The following is a 16,586-nucleotide window of genomic DNA, read 5'->3' as shown; positions in this document are numbered from 1 at the left end:
ATGGATGGTCTTTTCCACAGATATGGTCCTGCGGAGTTAGGGCGCGTCAATCACTGTCCTACTCCCACGCACGCGTATAACTAACCCGGTTCACTCGAACCCATGAGGTGAACCATGAACGCTCTCGTCACCATCGAATCCGCCCCCACCACCGGACCTCACGGCGAGGGGCACACCATTTTCGGCCCCAAGGCGCCGGCCGAGTTCCTCCAGAACCTCCAGCTGTTCGGCAATGTCCGGCTCGCCTGCCGTGCCACGCGCATCTCGGCGCAGACGGCCGATCACCTTTGGTGAGCTTCGCTTCCGCCAGCGGCGGGCCTCTCCGGCGCTTGCGCAGGCGTGGGATGCGGCGCTGCTCGCGGCGCGGGCGCATGCCGAGGCGAGGCTCGCCGACCGGGCGTTGGGCGGGGTGGAGGAGGCGGTGTTCTATCACGGGGAGGAGGTCGCGCGGCGCAGGCGCAATGGGTTCCCATTGAAGTCATACTTCGATGGGGCCCCTGACAGCCGCCTGCTGCTCGCGCACCTGGCGCGGCTCGTTCGAGTCGGTTGTGTTGGCGGTAAGGGAGCGCGCCACGCTCGGAAGCTCGCTCGCCAAGGAGAAGCGGCGCGATAACAGGGGCTTGGCGCGTCGCCTTAACCCCGTCCTCACCACGATTTGGCGTTTTCGGCGGGCAGGCGTAGGCTCCGGCTCGGGGTCGCAAGTCCTGCCGGAGATGGAACACCGCCCGGCGTAAAACTTGCGAGAGGAACTCACACCATGAAAACCATCAGCGCAGCCGCCGTCGCGGCTCTCGTGATCGCATCCACCGTTCCGGCCGTGCCCGTCGCGGCCAAGTCCGACAACGCGGCCACGGTCCTGAAGGGCGACAATTGCACGACCGGCTTTGCCGGCTTTCTGCTCGTCAGCGACTATCGCTACACCGAGACCAAGAACGGCAATGCCAGCCTCACCTGCAACGGCGTGGCCGATGGCGATCCGGACATCCAGCGCCCGATCGAATTCCGCGGCTACAACTGCTTCGCCTTCGGCAAGGTAACCACCCGCTCGCGCGTGAAGCTGATGCCGAGCGGCCAGTTCACGGTCAGCTGCCACTTCGCCAAGGACTGAGCGAGGGTAGCAACTCGGCATGAGAGGGGCTCGCTACGGCGGGCCCCTTTTTCGTGCAGCCGGCTTCACTTGGCGGGGTTGAGCCGTTGTCGGGCGCCTAGACCGGGATCCAGGGCGACACGGCGGCGATGACCGCGAAATGGGCGAGGACGAGGACGAGCAGGGCGAGCGCTAAGCGCGCGTGGCTCACGAAGGGGAGGGCAATCAGCGCCAGCGAGCCGACCGTGTCCGCCCCGTCGGCGAGGCGGAACATCCAGGCCGGGTCCTGCGTCTCGGTCTCGATCGAGTAGGTCGCACGGGCCAGCTGGCCGAGCAGGGCGATGGCGATCACGCCGAACCACACGAAGCGGCGGTGGGCCATGTAGAAGGCGTCGAAATCGGGCCAGGCCTCGGGCTCCTCGGGCCAGATCGCGGCGCTGATGAGGTAGTACCAGCCGATGAGGGCAAGCAGCGCGAGGATCGAGAGGAAGTTGAGCGGCACGTTCCCGCGCACTTCGTAAAGGTAGAGCCAGAAGGTTGCCTGGTGGCACAGCAGGACCAGCGCGGAGAGCGGGACGAGCCAGCCGATGCGCACCGGCTCGAGACCGGGTTCACGGCCGTGGCGGATGCGGCTTTGGAGCTTGTAGGCGCGGGCGAAGCCCTGCAGCACCTCGGCCATGGCCAGGCCCAGGATGAGCAGGAAAAGCTCGAAGGTTATGCTGAATTCGCTCACGTCCCGGCCCCCTGTGATGCGCCAAGGCTAGCGCGGGGGCGCTGGTGGCGAAAGGGGGGCGGCTCAGCCCTCGACGAGGGCGAGCTCGACCGTGCCGTGGCCCCGCTGGACCAGGCCGATCTGGGTCGCGGCGGCGCGGCTGAGGTCGATGGTGCGGCCCGGGGTGAAGGGCCCGCGATCGTTGATGCGCACGGTGACCGAACGCCCGTTGCGAGGATTGGTGACCTCGACAAGCGTGCCGAAAGGCAGTGTTTTGTGGGCCGCAGTCATGGCGTGCATGTCGAACCGCTCGCCACTGGCGGTGCGGCGGCCGTGGAAGCGGCGGCCGTAGTAGGACGCTACGCCCGAGCCGATGGAGCGAGCGGCGGGTGGCTGCTCGATCGGCGGCTCGAACGTGTCGAGATCGACCGCGATGCCGGCGGGTTCGGGCGCGGGCGGCAGCGCTTCGAAGCGTGCAAAGCTGGTTTCGAAATCGATCTCGGGGCCGATGGCATGCGAATGCTCTTCGGGCAGCGCTGCCGAGGCAGGCAGGGTCAGGGCCGCCAGGAAAAGCAGGCTGTGAAACGCGCGTTTGGCCATGATGCGGACCTCCCGTTCAGCTCCCGCGTCTATACGGGAGGAAGAATGGGAAGTCCCTAATGTGGACAAAAACTGCCCCGTTCCCGCCACAGTTCGTCGCGGTTTCACCGCGAAAACGCGCTGTCCGGGCCAATTTGCGGGGGCGGGGGTGTTCCAAAGCAAATGGGGCCGGCATCGCTGCCGACCCCACTCTCACCGATGCGTGGTCTTGCCCGAAGGCAGGAACTTGGCATCCGATGCTTTTCCCTTTCGCTGCGTCCGAAGACACCGCGTCCGGGTCTGTCACCGGCGCTCGCACCGGCATCCGGCTCCGCCCTCCACCTGATCCGGTCAAGTGCGCCAGGTCGTGAAACCCTCGCTTCTGTCCCAGACCAACCTTCAACAGGCGGCTCCGCGATCGTGCCTTCCGTTAGTGGCCGGTTGCCTCAAGCGGTTGCATCGCTGTCCGGTCCGAAGACCTTCCTTCGACGCCTCCTTCGGCATCCGAGCCGGGTTGGCTCGATCCATGAATGAAGACCTAAGCGTTCCCGTCATCGACCTCCTTGCGCTTGGCCGAAGCCTCCCGCATCTCGGTCTCAAGAAACACATGGACAGCTTCTTCCATGTCTTTCCGGTCTGGAATTTCTCCTAGATTTCAGGCCGTTAAGCCGTCGATCCGGTGGAAGTCCTTCGCCGTTCCGATGACTTGAAGCTGCCCCTGATCGGACGATTCGGCAAGCTGGCAAGGCCGCAGTTATCCACTTTCCGCAGAATCGCTTGTGGAGTGCGGTGGATAACTCAACCGCTCGTCGCAAATTTGTAACGATCGTCACGCCGGCGACGCAATATTGCGCCGCACAACCGTGTTGCAGCGCAACTAACGGTCGCGCTTGGCGAGCAGGCGCAGGCGCAGCGCGTTCAGCTTGATAAAGCCTTCCGCGTCCTTCTGGTCGTAAGCCCCGGCGTCATCTTCGAAGGTCACATGCGCTTCGGAGTAGAGCGAGGCGTCCGACTTGCGGCCAACGACCATCGCGTTGCCCTTGTAGAGCTTGAGCCGGACGGTCCCGGCCACTTTTTCCTGGCTGAGGTCGATTGCAGCCTGCAGCATCTCGCGCTCGGGGCTGAACCACAGGCCGTTGTACACCAGTTCGGCGTAGCGCGGCATGAGCTCGTCTTTGAGGTGTGCCGCGCCGCGATCAAGCGTGATCTGCTCGATGCCGCGGTGGGCGCGCGCATAGATCTCGCCGCCGGGCGTCTCGTACATGCCACGGCTCTTCATGCCGACGAAACGGTTCTCGACCAGGTCGAGCCGGCCGATGCCGTGCTTGCGGCCGAGATCGTTGAGCGCGGTCAGCAGCGTAGCCGGGCTCATCGCTTCGCCATTGAGCGCGACGCCGTCACCCTTCTCGAAATCGATCGTGATGTATTCGGGCGTGTCGGGCGCGTCTTCCGGATGGTCCGTGCGCGAATAGACGTAGTCCGGCGTCTCTTCCCACGGGTCCTCGAGCACCTTGCCCTCGGACGAGGTGTGGAGGAGGTTCGCATCGGTCGAGAAGGGGCTCTCGCCGCGCTTGTCCTTTGGCACCGCGATCTGGTGCGCCTCGGCCCAGGCGATCAGCGCGGTGCGGCTGGTGAGGTCCCATTCGCGCCAGGGGGCGATGACCTTGATGTCCGGATCGAGCGCGTAGGCCGACAGCTCAAAACGCACCTGGTCGTTGCCCTTGCCGGTCGCGCCATGGGCGATGGCGTCGGCGCCGGTTTCGTGCGCGATTTCGACGAGGCGCTTGGAGATCAGCGGGCGCGCGATGCTGGTGCCGAGCAAATAGTCGCCTTCATAACGGGCGTTGGCGCGCATCATCGGGAACACGAAATCGCGCACGAATTCCTCGCGCAAATCTTCGATGAAGATGTGCTTGTCGGGAATGCCCATGGCGCGGGCCTTCTCGCGCGCCGGTTCGATTTCCTCGCCCTGTCCGAGATCGGCGGTGAAAGTCACCACCTCGAGCCCTCGCTCGACTTCCAGCCATTTCGCAATGACGGAAGTATCGAGACCGCCGGAATAGGCGAGGACGACGCGTTTGATATCGGACATTGGGAGCACCTTGCTGTTACGGGCGCGCCGCTAGCAGGGGAGGGGGTTGGCTTGCAATCGATTCACGCTTGGCGTGAGCGAAGTTTCGCTCGCGCCGGGATGGCTTCGCAGCTGTTAGCGGAGCTGGCTGTCCTTACTCCCGCGCCGGTTGATGCCGGCGCTGCGGACGGCAGAATCCTGGCCGGACTGGCATTCGACGCAGCGCTTCACCCCTGGGAGCGCCGCGCGGCGTTTCTCGGGAATTTCCTCGCCGCACTCCACGCACCAGGTCTCGCTTTCGCCCATGGGAAGGCGGGCGCGAGCCGCGCTGACCGCGTCGGACACGGTGTCGTCGATCTGATCCTGAACCGCGCCATCGCGCGCCCATCCACCGGCCATTTCCAACCTTCCTTTCATCCCGGAATATGGGGTGAAACGCCCGATTTTCAATCCGATCGGACAGAGGTCGGCGCGGCCCTACTCCGCGGCTTCCTTCAGCGCCGGGTCGAGATGCCAGGTCGGAACGTTGCCCTCGTCCGCCGCGCGCAGGCGGGCGCTTTCGGCCTCCATGTATTCGCGCGTCATGGGGATTGCCTCGCGGTCCTTCACATACTGGATTTGCCAGTTGACCATGTTCCCGTGGCGGAAGCTCTGCTCCGCGCCGGCGAGGTAGTAGAGCCACATGCGATAGAAGCGCTCGTCATAAAGCTCGACGATCTTCTCGCGGTGGAGGACGGTGCGCTTGTACCATTCCTCCAGCGTGTGGCTGTAGTGGAAGCGCATGGCTTCGACGTCCATCACCTGCCAGCCGAACTTCTCGCTCTGCGTCACAAGCTCGGACAGGGCGGGAATGTAGCCGCCCGGGAAAATGTACTTGCGGGTCCAGGCGTCGGTCATCCCCGGGCCCTTTGCGCGGCCGCAGCAGTGGCTGATCATCACGCCCTTGGGCGTCAGCAGCCGCGCGGTGTGTTCGTAGAACTGGGGGTAGTGCGGAGTGCCGACATGTTCGAGCAGGCCGACCGAACTGATGCGGTCGAAAGACCCTTGCACGTCCCGGTAATCCATCAGCTCGAAAGTCACCTTGTCGGCGACCCCTGCTTCCTCGGCGCGTTCCTTGCAGAAGGCGATCTGGTCGGGGGCGAGGGCGACACCCATCACTTCGACATCGTAATGGCGCGCAAGGTAGAGCGCGAAACCACCCCAGCCGCAGCCGATATCGAGGATGCGCTGCCCGGGCTGGATAAACATCTTGGCGGCAAGATGCGCCTTCTTGTCGAGCTGCGCCTTCTCGAGCGAGGTGTTGTCCGGATCCTCGCGGTAATAGGCCATGGTGTACTGGCGATCCTCGTCGAGGAAGCGTTCGTACAGCTCGCGAGTGAGGTTGTAGGTGTGCTCGGCGTTCTTGCGCGCCTTGGTCCTCAGGTTCACGCTGTCGGCCTTCGCCAGAAGCTTCTGGGCTGCCTTGCGCAGCGGACCCTTGGCTTTCAGCGATGCACCGGCCTCGCGCTTGGCGTTCATGGTCACGAATAGGATGAGGTCGCGGATGTCGTGCGGCTCGTCGACTTCCAGCCAGCCCCACATATAGGCCTCGCCCGCACCGACCTGCGGATAGCGTGCGATATGCTTGGCGGCCTTCTTGTTCGTCAGGCGGATATGCAGGGGCGCCTGCCCGTCCTCCGGCGCGCCGTATTCATAGGCCTTCCCGTCGTAGTCGGTGACCTTCATATGGCCGCGCTTGATTGCGGTTTTCAGAAATTTGTCGAGCAGCCACATCGGCGCTTCTCTCCCCTGGATTTCCCCTGATGTGCAGAGTGTGGCACACTGCAGCGCAAGTCAAATGGTGGGAGGCAACGCGTTGTGGCCGAAGCGAAAACCCAGGTGACCGATGTCGATCCGGCGGATTTCCTTGCGGCGGTCGAACCGGAGCGCAAGCGCGAGGAGGCCAAGGTGCTCGACGCGCTCTTTCGCAAGGTGACCGGGGAAATGCCGCGGATGTGGGGGCCGAGCATCATCGGCTACGGATCCTATCGCACCACCTATGCAAGCGGGCGCGACGTTCACTGGATGCGGACCGGCTTCAGTCCGCGCAAGGCCAAGCATTCGCTCTACCTGATGGGCGGCTATTGCGACCCGGAAACGGGCGAGAAACACGCCGCCATGCTGGAACGCCTCGGCAAGCATTCGCGCGGCAAGAGCTGCGTCTACGTCAACAAGCTGGCGGACATCGACCTCGAAGTGCTCGAAGAGATGCTCCGCAACGACTGGGACGAAATGAACCGGCGCTATCCGGAATGATCAGATGCCGGCGTACCACTGGTATCCGGCCCGATCCTCCCAATAGCCGCCCTGGCCCCCGGCGATGTCCTCAAGGCTCGCCACGGCCTCGATCGCGGTCAGGTACTTCGCTTGCTTGTAGCCGAGCTGGCGCTCGATCCGCATGCGCAGCGGCGCGCCATTGCGCACGGGCAGGGGCTCGCCGTTGAGGCTGTGGGCGATGATCGTCTGCGGATGGAAGGCATCGATCAGGTCGACACTTTCGTAATAGTCCTGGCCGTTGAGATTGTCGGCGCAGCGGAAGACGATGAACTTAGCATCCTCGCGCAGGCCCGCCGCTTCGAGCAGGAGCGAGAGCTGCGGGCCGGTCCATTCGCCGATCGCGCTCCATCCTTCCACGCAGTCGTGGCGCGTGATCTGGGTGCGCTGTGGCAAGGCCTTCAGGTTGTCGAGTGTCAGGCTGAGCGGCGTTTCGACGAGTCCGCCGACTTCAAGACGCCAGTTGGCGAAGCCTTCCTCGACATGGCGCGGGTAGTCGCCGTTCTGCGGGTCAGTCGATCCGTTGCCGCGGAAGAAGGGCGAGATTGCGCTGCGCGGATACTCCGGGGCAAGCGCCTCGCGATTTGTCAGCAGGCGGTGCGCGCTCTTGTGCCAGCCTTCGGCCGCACCGAGCAGCGATTTGCCGGCATCGGTTTCGGCAATGCGGTTGCATCCGGCGACGAAGGCCGCGCCTGCGGCGACCAGGAAATTCCGGCGTTTCATGGCTGCTTTCCTCCCGTGATCATGTCGCGGATCTGGTGGATGGGCCCTGCCAGAATAACGAGCGCCAGGTGCACCACGAAGAAGCCGGCGATCAGGAACGCGAAGATGAAATGCAGGCTGCGCGCCGATTGCCTGCCGCCGAGGATCTCGACCAGCCAGCTGAAGGTCGGCTCCATCCCGGGACTGATGGCGATGCCGGTGAAAACCATCATCGGGAGGAAGACGCCAAGGACAAGGCCATAGGCGAGCTTCTGCAGGAAATTGTACTTGCTGCCTTCGTGCTCGAAATTGAGCTTGAGGTGCTGGACGATGTCGTTCCAGATTGCGGCGGGGCGCCATTCGGAACCGCTGGTCGCGATGTCGCGCTTGAAGTGGCGGTTGGCGAGCATGGCGACCCACATGAAAAGGAGGCCGAGCGCGAAGGGCCAGGCCATCAGGATGTGCCAGTCGCGCGCTACGGCGAGGCTGTAGTAGCCGGGAATCGTCATCCAATCGGGAAAGCGCGGCACTTCCAGCCACGCCTGCGCCCGAGAGAAACCCCAATCGCCCCAGTACAGGAGGCGGTGCGCGTTGGAGATGGTCAGCCCCGACATGAACAGAACGACGACGCAGACTAGGTTGATCCAGTGCCAGAGACGCGTGGTCAGGGCGTGACGTTTCATGCGGTTTCCCCCTCTCGCGCAAGGTAGATCACGTCGCGCGGCTGATCCAGCAGGTGCTGGCCGCTGTCGACGAAGAGCGTCTGTCCGCTCGCAAGGTGCCCCTGCGCGAGGAACAGCGCGGCCTCGGCGATCTCATCGGGCCCGGTCTTGCGGCCGAGGAGGTTGAGGCGGTGTGACACCTCGGTCTCTTCCTCGCTCTGGTCGTGGCTTGCGAGGATCGCTCCCGGGGCGAGGGCGTAGACGCGGTCGTCCGCCTTCGCGGCTCCCATTGCCAGCATCTCCACCGTCGAGGCCAGCGCGTGCTTGCTCATCGTGTAGCTGAAGAAGTCCGGATTGGGATTGGCGAGCTTCTGGTCCGTGAAATGGATCACGCGCCGCCCGCCGACGGCCTTTGCCTTGGCGAGATAGGTTTGCGCCATGCGCGTAGGAGTACGGGCGTTGATCTGCATTGCCCGTTTGTTCGTAACGGGATCGAGTCCGGTTACATCGTCCGGGTCGAATATGGCGGCGCAGTTGATCAAGGCCTGCCAGTTGCCGAGCCGCGATGCGAGCGTTTCGACCATCGCGATCGCGGCGTCTTCGTCCGCCAGGTCGCATTGGTAAAGCTCGGCCGAGGGCAGTTCGGCGGCAAGGCGCTCGGCTGCATCGGACGAGGTACGGTAATGGATGACAACATGCCAGCCGGCTTCGGCGAACCGGCGGGTGATGGCTGCCCCGAGGCGTTTGGCACCGCCTGTCACGAGCACGGCTGGGAGATCGGCGGTCATGGACCGCGACCATAACGCGCGCGCCGCCAATGGAAAGGCGCGCCGTCACCTGAGGGGAGGGTGACGACGCGCCTGGTATCCGACTTCGAGGGTCGGGAAGGGATTAGCGGCAGCTCAGGCTGCCACGGTCGATCTCGCGGCCGACAATCGCGCCCACTGCTCCGCCGAGGATGGCGCCAAGCGTCTTGTCGCCGCGACCGGCCAGCTCATGGCCTGCCAGCGCGCCGACTCCCGCGCCGATCACGAGGCCGGTCGTGCCGTTGTCGCGGCGGCAGTAGTAGCGTCCGTCATTTCCGCGCCACATGCGGTCAGCACGGGTGATCCGGCGCGGGTTCACATAATAGCCGCGGCTGTCATAGACCGCGCGGTCCTTGGCTCGCTTGCCGTGGGCAGGGGCCCAGCTTGGCGGATCGGCTGCGGCCGGGGCAGAGGTGCCAATGCCGGTGATCGCAAGCGTTCCGGCGGCGATGGCGAGGCTGAGTTTCTTCATTGTATTTGCCTTGTTTTCGGAAGTGTCTGGCTCAACAACGGCGAGCTTTGGCTGCAGGTCCACAACCTCAGATGAACACGCAGCGTTAATCCGTATTTCGCGCCGAGCCGACCCGGCTGAGGCGATGAACCGTTACCGGTCGAGCGCCTGCTGTGCCCGTTCGCGCAGGTAAGCCGACAGGGGCTCGAGCTGTGCGATGGCCTCCAACTCGTCGCGAGTCGGTTTGTGCGCGGGGTCGTAGAGCTTGGCAAACAGGCGGGCGACGCTCCACTCGGAAGCACCGGCCTCTACTCGTTCCAGCGTATCGCCGGCCTCGGCCTCGCCTTCTTCGAGCACGCGGTAGTACCAGCCGCAGATGTGCTCCTTGACGATACGCGCCACCATGCCCTTGCGATCAAAACGGTGCTCGATCTTCCAGCAGGGCTGGCGCGGCTGGCTGACTGCCAGCAGTGCGCCGCCCAGACGAAAGCGATCTCCGATGAAGACCTGCGTTTCGGCCAATCCGCCGGCGTTGATATTCTCCCCGAAGGCCGATGGGCGGGCGAGCAGTTCATGGCCACCCAGCCAGTCATTCCAGCCCGCGTAGTGATCGTGCGAATAGTGGTGCACGGCCAAGTCGGGACCGCCATGGTGCTTGGTATCGGCCACCATGTCGCCTTCGAGACCGAAGCTGCGGATCATGACCGGTCCCTCGACCGGATGCTTGTCGATCGCGCTGAGTTCAACGCCGTTGAACGGCTTGGGCAGGCCAACGGACAGGGCGGTCACACGGATGGTCAAGGCTGGTCCTTTCGGCAGGTGAGGGCGAGCCAGTCGCGCTGGACGCCGTCGGCGCCCTTGCCGGCATAGCGCTCCGTCTCGACCACGGTGAAGCCCGCAGTGCGATAGGCGCGCTCCAGCCAGGCCTCGTCCGGCAGGTTGGTCAGGCGGCCGAGCGGATCGCGCCCTTCGCCCGTGCCGAGCTTGTAGTTCGCAAAGTGCCAGCCACCCGGGCGCAGCGCTGTCAGGAGGCTGTCCAGAATGCCCGGCAGGTCCGCGCGTGCGGCGTGCAACAGGCAGGCGTGGGCCCAGATCGCGTCGTAGGCCTCGACCGCTTCGATCTCGTCAAAACGCATCACACGCGCTCCCACATCGAAGCGCTCGTTCGCCTTGCGCACCATCGCCGGCGTGCCATCGGTGGCATCGAGGTCGAAGCCGCGTTCGAGGATGCGGGCTGAATCGCGTCCCCCGCCGCAGCCGATCTCGAGGACGCGCGCGCCCGGTTCCAGCCGGTCGAGGAAGGCATCGAGATGGCGACTGGGCGCTTGCCCGAAGCTCAGCGTGTAGCGCGGCGCGTTTGCCTCGTAATAGGCAATCGTCGCCAGATCGGCGCTCACGCTTCGGCGGCTGCGGCTTCTGCCGCTTCCCGGTCGCGTTGGGCGCGGCTTTTCTTTTCAGCTGCCGTCTTCAGCTGGCCGCAGGCCGCATCGATGTCTCGCCCACGCGGGGTGCGCACGGGGGCGGAAATGCCGCCTTCGAACACGATGTCGGAGAAGCGCTTCACACGTTCCGGCGTCGAGGTGTCATAGGCAGCGCCGGGCCAGGGGTTGAACGGGATGAGGTTCACCTTGGCGGGCAGCTTGTAGTGCTTGAGCAGGCGGACCAGCTCGCGCGCGTGCTCGTCGGTATCGTTCTTGTCCTTGAGCATGACATACTCAAAGGTGATGCGGCGCGCGTTGCTGGCGCCGGGATAGGCGGCGCAGGCTTCGAGCAGTTCCTCGATGCCGTATTTCTTGTTGAGCGGGACGATTTCGTCGCGGATTTCCTTGGTCACCGCGTGGAGCGAGACGGCCAAGTTCACGCCGATTTCCTCGCCGCAGCGGTCCATCATCGGAACGACGCCGCTGGTCGAGAGCGTGATGCGGCGCTTCGACAGGGCAAGGCCGTCGCCGTCCATGACCAGCTTCAGCGCGCCCTTGACGTTGTCGAAATTGTAGAGCGGCTCGCCCATGCCCATCATGACGATGTTGGTGAGGAGGCGCCCGTCCGAGGTGTAGTGGCCCTCATCCTCGGCATCGTCGAGGCCGGCCATCGAACCCTTGGGCCATTCGCCCAGCGCATCGCGCGCGAGCATGACCTGGCCGACAATTTCGCCCGGCGTCAGGTTACGCACCAGCTTCATCGTGCCGGTGTGGCAGAAACGGCAATTCAATGTGCAGCCGACCTGCGAAGAGACGCACAGAGTGCCGCGGTCGGCATCGGGGATGAAGACCATCTCGAACTCGTGCCCGTCGGCAGTCTTCAGCAGCCACTTGCGCGTGCCGTCGGTCGAATGCTGGGCTTCGACCACTTCGGGTCGGCCGATCACGAAGCGTTCGGCGAGCCAAGGGCGCATCGTCTTGGCGATGTCGGTCATCGCTTCGAAATCGGTGACGCCGCGGTGGTAGAGCCAGTGGAACACCTGCTTCGAGCGCAGCTTGGCCTGTTTCGCGTCGAGGCCCGCCTCGGCGAACAGTTCGCGAATGCGCTCTTTCGGCAGGCCGATCAGATCGATGCGGCCGTCTTCGCGCGGCGTGATGTCACGCGCCACGGGGACCGGGTCCACCTGCCCGGGGATGCTCATGAGGTTCGTATCGGCCATGGGAGCGGCGCATATAGTGCCGCTGCGTGCGTTTGGCTAGCGCCGAGAACAGGCGAGCGTGGCAGCGTCCATCGCAGTTGCAGCGCCGGCCAGCGAATAGGTGTTGGAGAAGCGCCGCCCGCGGCTGTCGGTGGCGCGGATCGTCATGCGGCTGGCCGAACGCATGGCGGCCACGATGGCGGCGTCCATGGTGCGGTCTTCCGCCCAGGCGTCGCCGCCGCCACCGGTGAGGCGAAAGCTCCGACTGCCGATCGCCAAAGTGATGGTGCCGCGCTGCGAAAGCTGGCGTGAAAGGCGGAAGTGGACCTGCCCGCGCAGGTTCTGGCGCGGCCAGGTGCCGATCGTCGCAAAGGGCTCGAAATCGCGCTGCAACCGGCTGGGGGCGGGCATGGCGATGGCGTAGCAGCGCGGAACGGACGGATCGCGAAACGCGCCCCAGTCGGAAAACACGCCGAGGCTGTCCTTGGCCGCGAGCGGTGCGGCGAGCAGAAGGGCGAGGAGGGCGGCAAGCCTAGTCATAGTCTATGCCCGTGATCTCCCACTCCTTGAGCCCGCCGGGAAGCCTTACGCTGCGCAAATCCCCGATTGATGCACCTTTCAATGCACGGGCGAGGGGGGAGGACCAACCGATCCGGCCTGCGCTTGCGTCCTGCTCGTCGTCGCCGACCAGCGTCACGACCTTCTCGTTGTCGTCCTCGTCGGCCAGCGTCACCCGGGCGCCGAAAAAGGCGCGGGACTTGTCCGGCTGTTCGGACGGCTCGATCACGCGCGCCGCCTTCATCCGGCGCGAGAGATGCGCGAGCTCGCGGTCGATCTCGCGCATGCGCTTGCGGCCGTAGAGATAGTCGCCGTTCTCGCTGCGATCGCCATTGCCCGCCGCCCAGCTGACGATCTCCACGATCTCCGGCCGCTCGGTGCCGAGCAAATGGTCGTAGCGCGCCTTCATCGCGGCGTAGCCGGCGGGCGTCACGGGGTTGGTCTTGCCTTGCATCAGGCCGGCGGCCCTAGCGCATGTCAGCGGCGAAGGTAATTGCGGATATCGCGTTCGTAGCTGGCGGACTTGTCCGGGTGCATGTTGGCGTAGCTGACCGCGTTCCCGATCACGCGCATGACATAATAGCGCGTCTCGAAATTGGCGGGGATTTGCTCGATCCAGGTGACCCAGTCGACTGCGCCGGTGCGTGGATCGCCGTTGAGGCGCAGCCACTGGCTGACCCGTCCGGGGCCTGCGTTATAAGCAGCGATGGCCAGCGGATAGGCGCCTTCATAGCGGTCCATCAGCCGCGCAAAGTGCGCGTCGCCAAGGCGAATGTTGTAGCTCGGGCTCTCGGTCAGGCTGGCGGACATGTACTGGACGCCGATCTTGCCCGCTTCTTCGCGCGCGGTGCCCGGCATCAGCTGCATCATACCGCGCGCGCCGGCGTGGCTGACGCGGTTGCGGTCGAACTCGCTTTCCTGCCGGGCGATGGCATGAACCATGGTCCAGTTGGCGCCCGAATGGGTCGGAACCGTTGGATAGCCGATGCGCTCGAAACCTTGCAGGCCATGCTCACCGGCAACGAGACCGGCGACGACCGCCATTTCCTCAAGCCCGGTGTCGCGCGCAAGCTGCGCAACGAGCGCCATCTCCTGCGGCGTGTCCGCCTTGTCCGCGATCGCTTCGAAGAAGGCGCGCTCGGTGCGCCAGTCGCGGCGGTTGCGGGCGATGGCCTGCAGCGCGCCGGTCAGCGGGTCGGCGTCGAACGCAGCGCGGTCCGCCTCGCTCGGCTGCGGGACAGAGGCAAAGGCCGGCATCGGGCGGCCGAGTTCGCTCAGCGCCAGCTGTCCGTAATACCAGTCGGGAAACTGGGCAGCCATGTCCCAATAGCGTTCGGCCTCGGCCCGGTTACCGGATTGCGCAGCGGCGCGGCCCGCCCAGTAGAAGCCCTTGGAACGGGTCAGCGGGGTCTTGGCCGCGGTGCCATAGCGATAGAACAGGGGCGCGGCGCGCTCGCCGTCGCCCAGCGACCAGAGCGCCTTGGTGCCGCCCAGCCACATGAGATCGGTGTACTTGTCGCGCAAGCGGAAGCTGCCTTCGGAAATATCGGTGCCGGGCGCGAAGAGATCGTCAACCTTGGATGCGATGGCGACTGCCTGGCTCGCTCCAGCGCCCTTCGCCACGGCAAGGGCTTCGGCAACGAATTCGGTCCCGTCGAAGGCCGGTGCGGCGAAGTCAGCGCGCGAGGCCAGCAGGTTCACCGCCTGGTAGGGCTGGCCCGAAGTGCGGTAATGCCGCGTGAGGTTGTAGACATACCCAGCGTCGGACATCGCGTCCTCGGGCACAGTCACGCCAGAGTTTGCGGGCAGGCTGCCCTGAAGCAAAGCAAGCCGCGCCTGCGCCATGTCGCGATAGGCAGGCGAAACGCGCAAGGCATGGCGCGAGGCGGCTTCGAAATCGCCCTGCCACAGCAGCGCGTCCATGCGGGCATCGTGATCTTCAGGAACGAAGCGGCTGCCGAAGAGGCCCTGCATGTAAAGCTCGGCCGGACCGCTCATCGTGCCGCCGCGCCAGGCCTGGCGGGCGTTGTCGAAGGCTTCGGGACGCTGGAGCGAGGCCAGCGCCAGGGCGTAGCGCGCACGGCCGCTGTTGGTGAGCGGCGGATATTTGTCGAAATAGGCCACCAATGCCTGCGGCGTAGGTGCGTCATTATCCAGAGCCGCTTCCGCGCGGGAGCGCAGCAGCGCTTCCTTGGGGAAATCCGGATAGGTGACGAGGAAGTTTGCGTAAGAGGCGAACGGCAGGTCGTCTTCCCGCGTCAGATATTCCCACTGGCCGACAGCCTGGTCCATCCGGGCCGGTTGCTGGGCGACCATCTGGGTCTGCGCCTGCGCCATTGTGGGGAAGGCCAGCGAAGAACCGACCATAAGTGCAAGCGAGAAAATAGTTTTTGAGCCCATGCTGGACATACTGCCCGGCCCCTCCTTATCAGGCGCTGAATGAATTATGGCGCGGCAGGCCAAAACCTGCCTTGTTTCATACCCCTAACGCAGGACAGCGGTAAATGTTCTCTGGCTCAATTCCGGCTCTGGTGACTCCTTTTCGCGATGGATCGTTCGATGAGACCGCTTTTCGCCGCCTCGTCGACTGGCAGATCGAAAGCGGCAGCAAGGCGCTGGTGCCCTGCGGCACGACGGGCGAGGCCTCGACACTGTCGAACGCGGAACACCACCGCGTCATCGAAGTGTGCATCGAACAGGCGGCCGGCCGGGTCCCGGTAATTGCCGGATGCGGGTCGAACGATACACGCAACGCGCTCTTGCATATGCAGTTTTCGAAGAAGGCCGGCGCGGCTGCGGGCCTGTGCGTTGCGCCCTATTACAACCGTCCGAGCCAGTCGGGCCTGATCGCGCATTTCAGCCACCTTGCGGAAAACAGCGACCTGCCGATCGTGCTCTACAATGTGCCCAGCCGCACGGTGACCGATATCGAGGACGAAACTGTGGTCGAGCTGGTTCGCAAGTATCCCGACCGCATCGTGGCGATCAAGGATGCGAGCGGTGACCTCTCGCGCGTCGCCGATCACCGCATGGGCATCGGCCACGAGTTTTGCCAGCTGTCGGGCAATGACGAGCTGTGGTTGCCGCACTCTGCGGCCGGCGGCGCAGGGTGCATCTCGGTCACGGCCAATGTCGCCCCGGCGCTGTGCGCGGAATTTCATGAGGCCATTGCCGCCAACGATCTGGTCAAGGCGCGCGAGATCAACGACCGCCTCTTCCCGCTGCACTACGCCATGTTCTCCGATGCGAGCCCCGCGCCGGTGAAATACGCCCTCAGCCGCGTCCACGACTGGGTCGAATACGGCGTGCGCCTGCCGCTGTGCGAGGCCAGCGAGGCCAGCCGAAAGGCGGTCGACGAGGCCCTGGTCCACGCCGGACTGCTCTGACTTGGCAGGGGGCGCATGAACGCCTACATGCGCCCACCTTATGGCCCGACCCAAACCCGCCACATTCGACAAGCAGAAAGTCGTCGCCGACAACCGTCGCGCGCGCTTCGATTATCATGTCGAGGACACATTCGAGGCCGGCCTTGCCCTGCAGGGGACCGAGGTGAAGGCGCTGCGGGCGGGCGAGGCGAGCATCAAGGAAAGTTACGCCGAGGTGCGTGACGGGCAGGTCTGGCTCATCAACGCCAACATCCCCGAATATTCGCACGGCAACCGCCTGAACCACGAACCGCGCCGGCCGCGCAAGCTGCTGCTCCATGCCCGCGAAATCGAGAAGCTGTTCGGCGCGGTCGAGCGCAAGGGCATGACGCTGGTGCCGCTGTCGGTCTATTTCAACGCAACCGGTCGGGCCAAGGTCGAACTCGCGCTGGCCAAGGGCAAGCAGGCGCACGACAAGCGCGCGACGATCAAGGATCGCGACTGGAAGCGGGACAAGGCGCGCCTGATGCGCGATCGCGGCTAAACCTTCTGCCCGCTAGCCCATTCATCCCTTACAAAGCTGCCGGGCGGTAACCACATCGATGCTCATGCCGCGTCTGTCGCTTTTCCCTTTCCGCGCCCCCTTGAACTCGCCCATCA

Annotated in this window: 21 protein-coding genes; 6 read left to right on the top strand and 15 right to left on the bottom strand. The window is 64.9% G+C overall.

Translation table 11 applies throughout. From position 1 onward, the window contains the following. Positions 1-114: 114 nt before the first annotated feature. Both KUV82_RS09995 and KUV82_RS09990 read left to right on the top strand, forming a co-directional pair. Positions 115-294 (top strand): hypothetical protein, encoded by a 180-nt coding sequence (locus KUV82_RS09995; RefSeq protein ID WP_219954141.1) that lies wholly within the window; start codon positions 115-117, stop codon positions 292-294. Between the two features lie 463 nt (positions 295-757). Then, entirely contained in the window at positions 758-1,108 is a 351-nt protein-coding gene (locus tag KUV82_RS09990) for a hypothetical protein (protein ID WP_219954140.1), read from the top strand. Between the two features lie 97 nt (positions 1,109-1,205). On the opposite strand, the gene KUV82_RS09985 is transcribed toward KUV82_RS09990, so the two are convergent. Then, entirely contained in the window at positions 1,206-1,820 is a 615-nt protein-coding gene (locus KUV82_RS09985; RefSeq protein ID WP_219954139.1) for a hypothetical protein, read from the bottom strand. A 63-nt stretch (positions 1,821-1,883) separates the two neighbouring features. Then, entirely contained in the window at positions 1,884-2,399 is a 516-nt protein-coding gene (locus KUV82_RS09980) for a septal ring lytic transglycosylase RlpA family protein (RefSeq protein ID WP_219954138.1), read from the bottom strand. A gap of 505 nt (positions 2,400-2,904) precedes the next feature. Between KUV82_RS09980 and KUV82_RS14235 the strand changes: the two genes are divergently transcribed. Continuing rightward, positions 2,905-3,030, top strand: a complete 126-nt coding sequence (locus KUV82_RS14235) for a hypothetical protein (protein ID WP_258319717.1) — start codon at positions 2,905-2,907, stop codon at positions 3,028-3,030. Positions 3,031-3,255: 225 nt separating this feature from the next. On the opposite strand, the gene KUV82_RS09975 is transcribed toward KUV82_RS14235, so the two are convergent. The 3 genes from KUV82_RS09975 to KUV82_RS09965 all read right to left on the bottom strand — a co-directional run bounded on the left by KUV82_RS09975 (position 3,256) and on the right by KUV82_RS09965 (position 6,222). Next, positions 3,256-4,470, bottom strand: a complete 1,215-nt coding sequence (locus KUV82_RS09975; RefSeq protein ID WP_219954137.1) for an argininosuccinate synthase — start codon at positions 4,468-4,470, stop codon at positions 3,256-3,258. Positions 4,471-4,584: 114 nt separating this feature from the next. Further along, complete coding sequence (locus KUV82_RS09970) at positions 4,585-4,848, bottom strand: DksA/TraR family C4-type zinc finger protein (RefSeq protein ID WP_219954136.1); 264 nt, start codon at positions 4,846-4,848, stop codon at positions 4,585-4,587. A 78-nt stretch (positions 4,849-4,926) separates the two neighbouring features. After that, positions 4,927-6,222 (bottom strand): SAM-dependent methyltransferase, encoded by a 1,296-nt coding sequence (locus KUV82_RS09965; RefSeq protein ID WP_219954135.1) that lies wholly within the window; start codon positions 6,220-6,222, stop codon positions 4,927-4,929. An 84-nt stretch (positions 6,223-6,306) separates the two neighbouring features. On the opposite strand from KUV82_RS09965, the gene KUV82_RS09960 reads away from it, so the two are divergent. Continuing rightward, positions 6,307-6,744 (top strand): DUF1801 domain-containing protein, encoded by a 438-nt coding sequence (locus KUV82_RS09960; protein ID WP_219954134.1) that lies wholly within the window; start codon positions 6,307-6,309, stop codon positions 6,742-6,744. On the opposite strand, the gene KUV82_RS09955 is transcribed toward KUV82_RS09960, so the two are convergent. The 10 genes from KUV82_RS09955 to KUV82_RS09910 form a co-directional block, all read right to left on the bottom strand. Continuing rightward, complete coding sequence (locus KUV82_RS09955; protein ID WP_219954133.1) at positions 6,745-7,485, bottom strand: molybdopterin-dependent oxidoreductase; 741 nt, start codon at positions 7,483-7,485, stop codon at positions 6,745-6,747. After that, positions 7,482-8,147, bottom strand: a complete 666-nt coding sequence (locus tag KUV82_RS09950) for a cytochrome b/b6 domain-containing protein (protein ID WP_219954132.1) — start codon at positions 8,145-8,147, stop codon at positions 7,482-7,484. The genes KUV82_RS09955 and KUV82_RS09950 overlap by 4 nt, the downstream gene beginning before the upstream one ends. Continuing rightward, a complete protein-coding gene (locus tag KUV82_RS09945) occupies positions 8,144-8,914 on the bottom strand; it encodes an SDR family oxidoreductase (protein WP_219954131.1) in 771 nt (256 codons plus the stop codon). The genes KUV82_RS09950 and KUV82_RS09945 overlap by 4 nt, the downstream gene beginning before the upstream one ends. A gap of 103 nt (positions 8,915-9,017) precedes the next feature. After that, entirely contained in the window at positions 9,018-9,404 is a 387-nt protein-coding gene (locus tag KUV82_RS09940) for a glycine zipper 2TM domain-containing protein (protein WP_219954130.1), read from the bottom strand. 132 nt (positions 9,405-9,536) lie between these two features. After that, positions 9,537-10,184 carry an MOSC domain-containing protein gene (locus tag KUV82_RS09935; RefSeq protein ID WP_258319716.1) on the bottom strand — a complete coding sequence of 216 codons (648 nt, stop codon included), beginning with the start codon at positions 10,182-10,184 and terminating at the stop codon, positions 9,537-9,539. Beyond that, a complete protein-coding gene (locus KUV82_RS09930; protein WP_219954129.1) occupies positions 10,181-10,780 on the bottom strand; it encodes a class I SAM-dependent methyltransferase in 600 nt (199 codons plus the stop codon). The genes KUV82_RS09935 and KUV82_RS09930 overlap by 4 nt, the downstream gene beginning before the upstream one ends. Further along, positions 10,777-12,024 carry a 23S rRNA (adenine(2503)-C(2))-methyltransferase RlmN gene (rlmN, locus tag KUV82_RS09925; protein WP_219954128.1) on the bottom strand — a complete coding sequence of 416 codons (1,248 nt, stop codon included), beginning with the start codon at positions 12,022-12,024 and terminating at the stop codon, positions 10,777-10,779. The genes KUV82_RS09930 and rlmN overlap by 4 nt, the downstream gene beginning before the upstream one ends. A gap of 36 nt (positions 12,025-12,060) precedes the next feature. Beyond that, on the bottom strand, positions 12,061-12,543 hold the full coding sequence (locus KUV82_RS09920; RefSeq protein ID WP_219954127.1) for an invasion associated locus B family protein: 483 nt from the start codon (positions 12,541-12,543) through the stop codon (positions 12,061-12,063). Continuing rightward, positions 12,536-13,015: a GreA/GreB family elongation factor gene (locus KUV82_RS09915; protein WP_219954126.1), complete on the bottom strand. Its 480-nt coding sequence runs from the start codon at positions 13,013-13,015 to the stop codon at positions 12,536-12,538. Before KUV82_RS09915 ends, KUV82_RS09920 begins: the two co-directional genes overlap by 8 nt. A 23-nt stretch (positions 13,016-13,038) precedes the next feature. Next, a complete protein-coding gene (locus KUV82_RS09910) occupies positions 13,039-14,898 on the bottom strand; it encodes a lytic transglycosylase domain-containing protein (RefSeq protein ID WP_258319715.1) in 1,860 nt (619 codons plus the stop codon). Positions 14,899-15,065: 167 nt separating this feature from the next. Here KUV82_RS09910 and dapA point away from each other — a divergent pair, with 167 nt between their 5' ends. Then, the gene (dapA, locus tag KUV82_RS09905; RefSeq protein ID WP_219954125.1) at positions 15,066-15,947 is read left to right on the top strand and encodes a 4-hydroxy-tetrahydrodipicolinate synthase; all 882 of its coding nucleotides are present in this window, start codon (positions 15,066-15,068) and stop codon (positions 15,945-15,947) included. Positions 15,948-15,987: 40 nt separating this feature from the next. Next, positions 15,988-16,470, top strand: a complete 483-nt coding sequence (smpB, locus tag KUV82_RS09900) for an SsrA-binding protein SmpB (protein WP_219954124.1) — start codon at positions 15,988-15,990, stop codon at positions 16,468-16,470. Positions 16,471-16,586: the final 116 nt, after the last annotated feature.

Source organism: Qipengyuania flava (assembly GCF_019448255.1).
Lineage (GTDB): Bacteria > Pseudomonadota > Alphaproteobacteria > Sphingomonadales > Sphingomonadaceae > Qipengyuania > Qipengyuania flava_A.
Note: the sequence above shows the minus strand (reverse complement) of the source record. Positions and strands in the feature narration are given on the sequence as shown.

Excerpts from the sequence above, each read along its gene's own strand:
- KUV82_RS09995 (WP_219954141.1), top strand. The coding sequence starts at position 115 with ATGAACGCTCTCGTCACCATCGAATCCGCCCCCACCACCGGACCTCAC.
- KUV82_RS09990 (WP_219954140.1), top strand. The coding sequence starts at position 758 with ATGAAAACCATCAGCGCAGCCGCCGTCGCGGCTCTCGTGATCGCATCC.
- KUV82_RS09980 (WP_219954138.1), bottom strand. The coding sequence starts at position 2,399 with ATGGCCAAACGCGCGTTTCACAGCCTGCTTTTCCTGGCGGCCCTGACC.
- KUV82_RS14235 (WP_258319717.1), top strand. The coding sequence starts at position 2,905 with ATGAATGAAGACCTAAGCGTTCCCGTCATCGACCTCCTTGCGCTTGGC.
- KUV82_RS09975 (WP_219954137.1), bottom strand. The coding sequence starts at position 4,470 with ATGTCCGATATCAAACGCGTCGTCCTCGCCTATTCCGGCGGTCTCGAT.
- KUV82_RS09970 (WP_219954136.1), bottom strand. The coding sequence starts at position 4,848 with ATGGCCGGTGGATGGGCGCGCGATGGCGCGGTTCAGGATCAGATCGAC.
- KUV82_RS09965 (WP_219954135.1), bottom strand. The coding sequence starts at position 6,222 with ATGTGGCTGCTCGACAAATTTCTGAAAACCGCAATCAAGCGCGGCCAT.
- KUV82_RS09955 (WP_219954133.1), bottom strand. The coding sequence starts at position 7,485 with ATGAAACGCCGGAATTTCCTGGTCGCCGCAGGCGCGGCCTTCGTCGCC.
- KUV82_RS09950 (WP_219954132.1), bottom strand. The coding sequence starts at position 8,147 with ATGAAACGTCACGCCCTGACCACGCGTCTCTGGCACTGGATCAACCTA.
- KUV82_RS09945 (WP_219954131.1), bottom strand. The coding sequence starts at position 8,914 with ATGACCGCCGATCTCCCAGCCGTGCTCGTGACAGGCGGTGCCAAACGC.
- KUV82_RS09940 (WP_219954130.1), bottom strand. The coding sequence starts at position 9,404 with ATGAAGAAACTCAGCCTCGCCATCGCCGCCGGAACGCTTGCGATCACC.
- rlmN (WP_219954128.1), bottom strand. The coding sequence starts at position 12,024 with ATGGCCGATACGAACCTCATGAGCATCCCCGGGCAGGTGGACCCGGTC.
- KUV82_RS09920 (WP_219954127.1), bottom strand. The coding sequence starts at position 12,543 with ATGACTAGGCTTGCCGCCCTCCTCGCCCTTCTGCTCGCCGCACCGCTC.
- KUV82_RS09915 (WP_219954126.1), bottom strand. The coding sequence starts at position 13,015 with ATGCAAGGCAAGACCAACCCCGTGACGCCCGCCGGCTACGCCGCGATG.
- KUV82_RS09910 (WP_258319715.1), bottom strand. The coding sequence starts at position 14,898 with ATGGCGCAGGCGCAGACCCAGATGGTCGCCCAGCAACCGGCCCGGATG.
- dapA (WP_219954125.1), top strand. The coding sequence starts at position 15,066 with ATGTTCTCTGGCTCAATTCCGGCTCTGGTGACTCCTTTTCGCGATGGA.
- smpB (WP_219954124.1), top strand. The coding sequence starts at position 15,988 with ATGGCCCGACCCAAACCCGCCACATTCGACAAGCAGAAAGTCGTCGCC.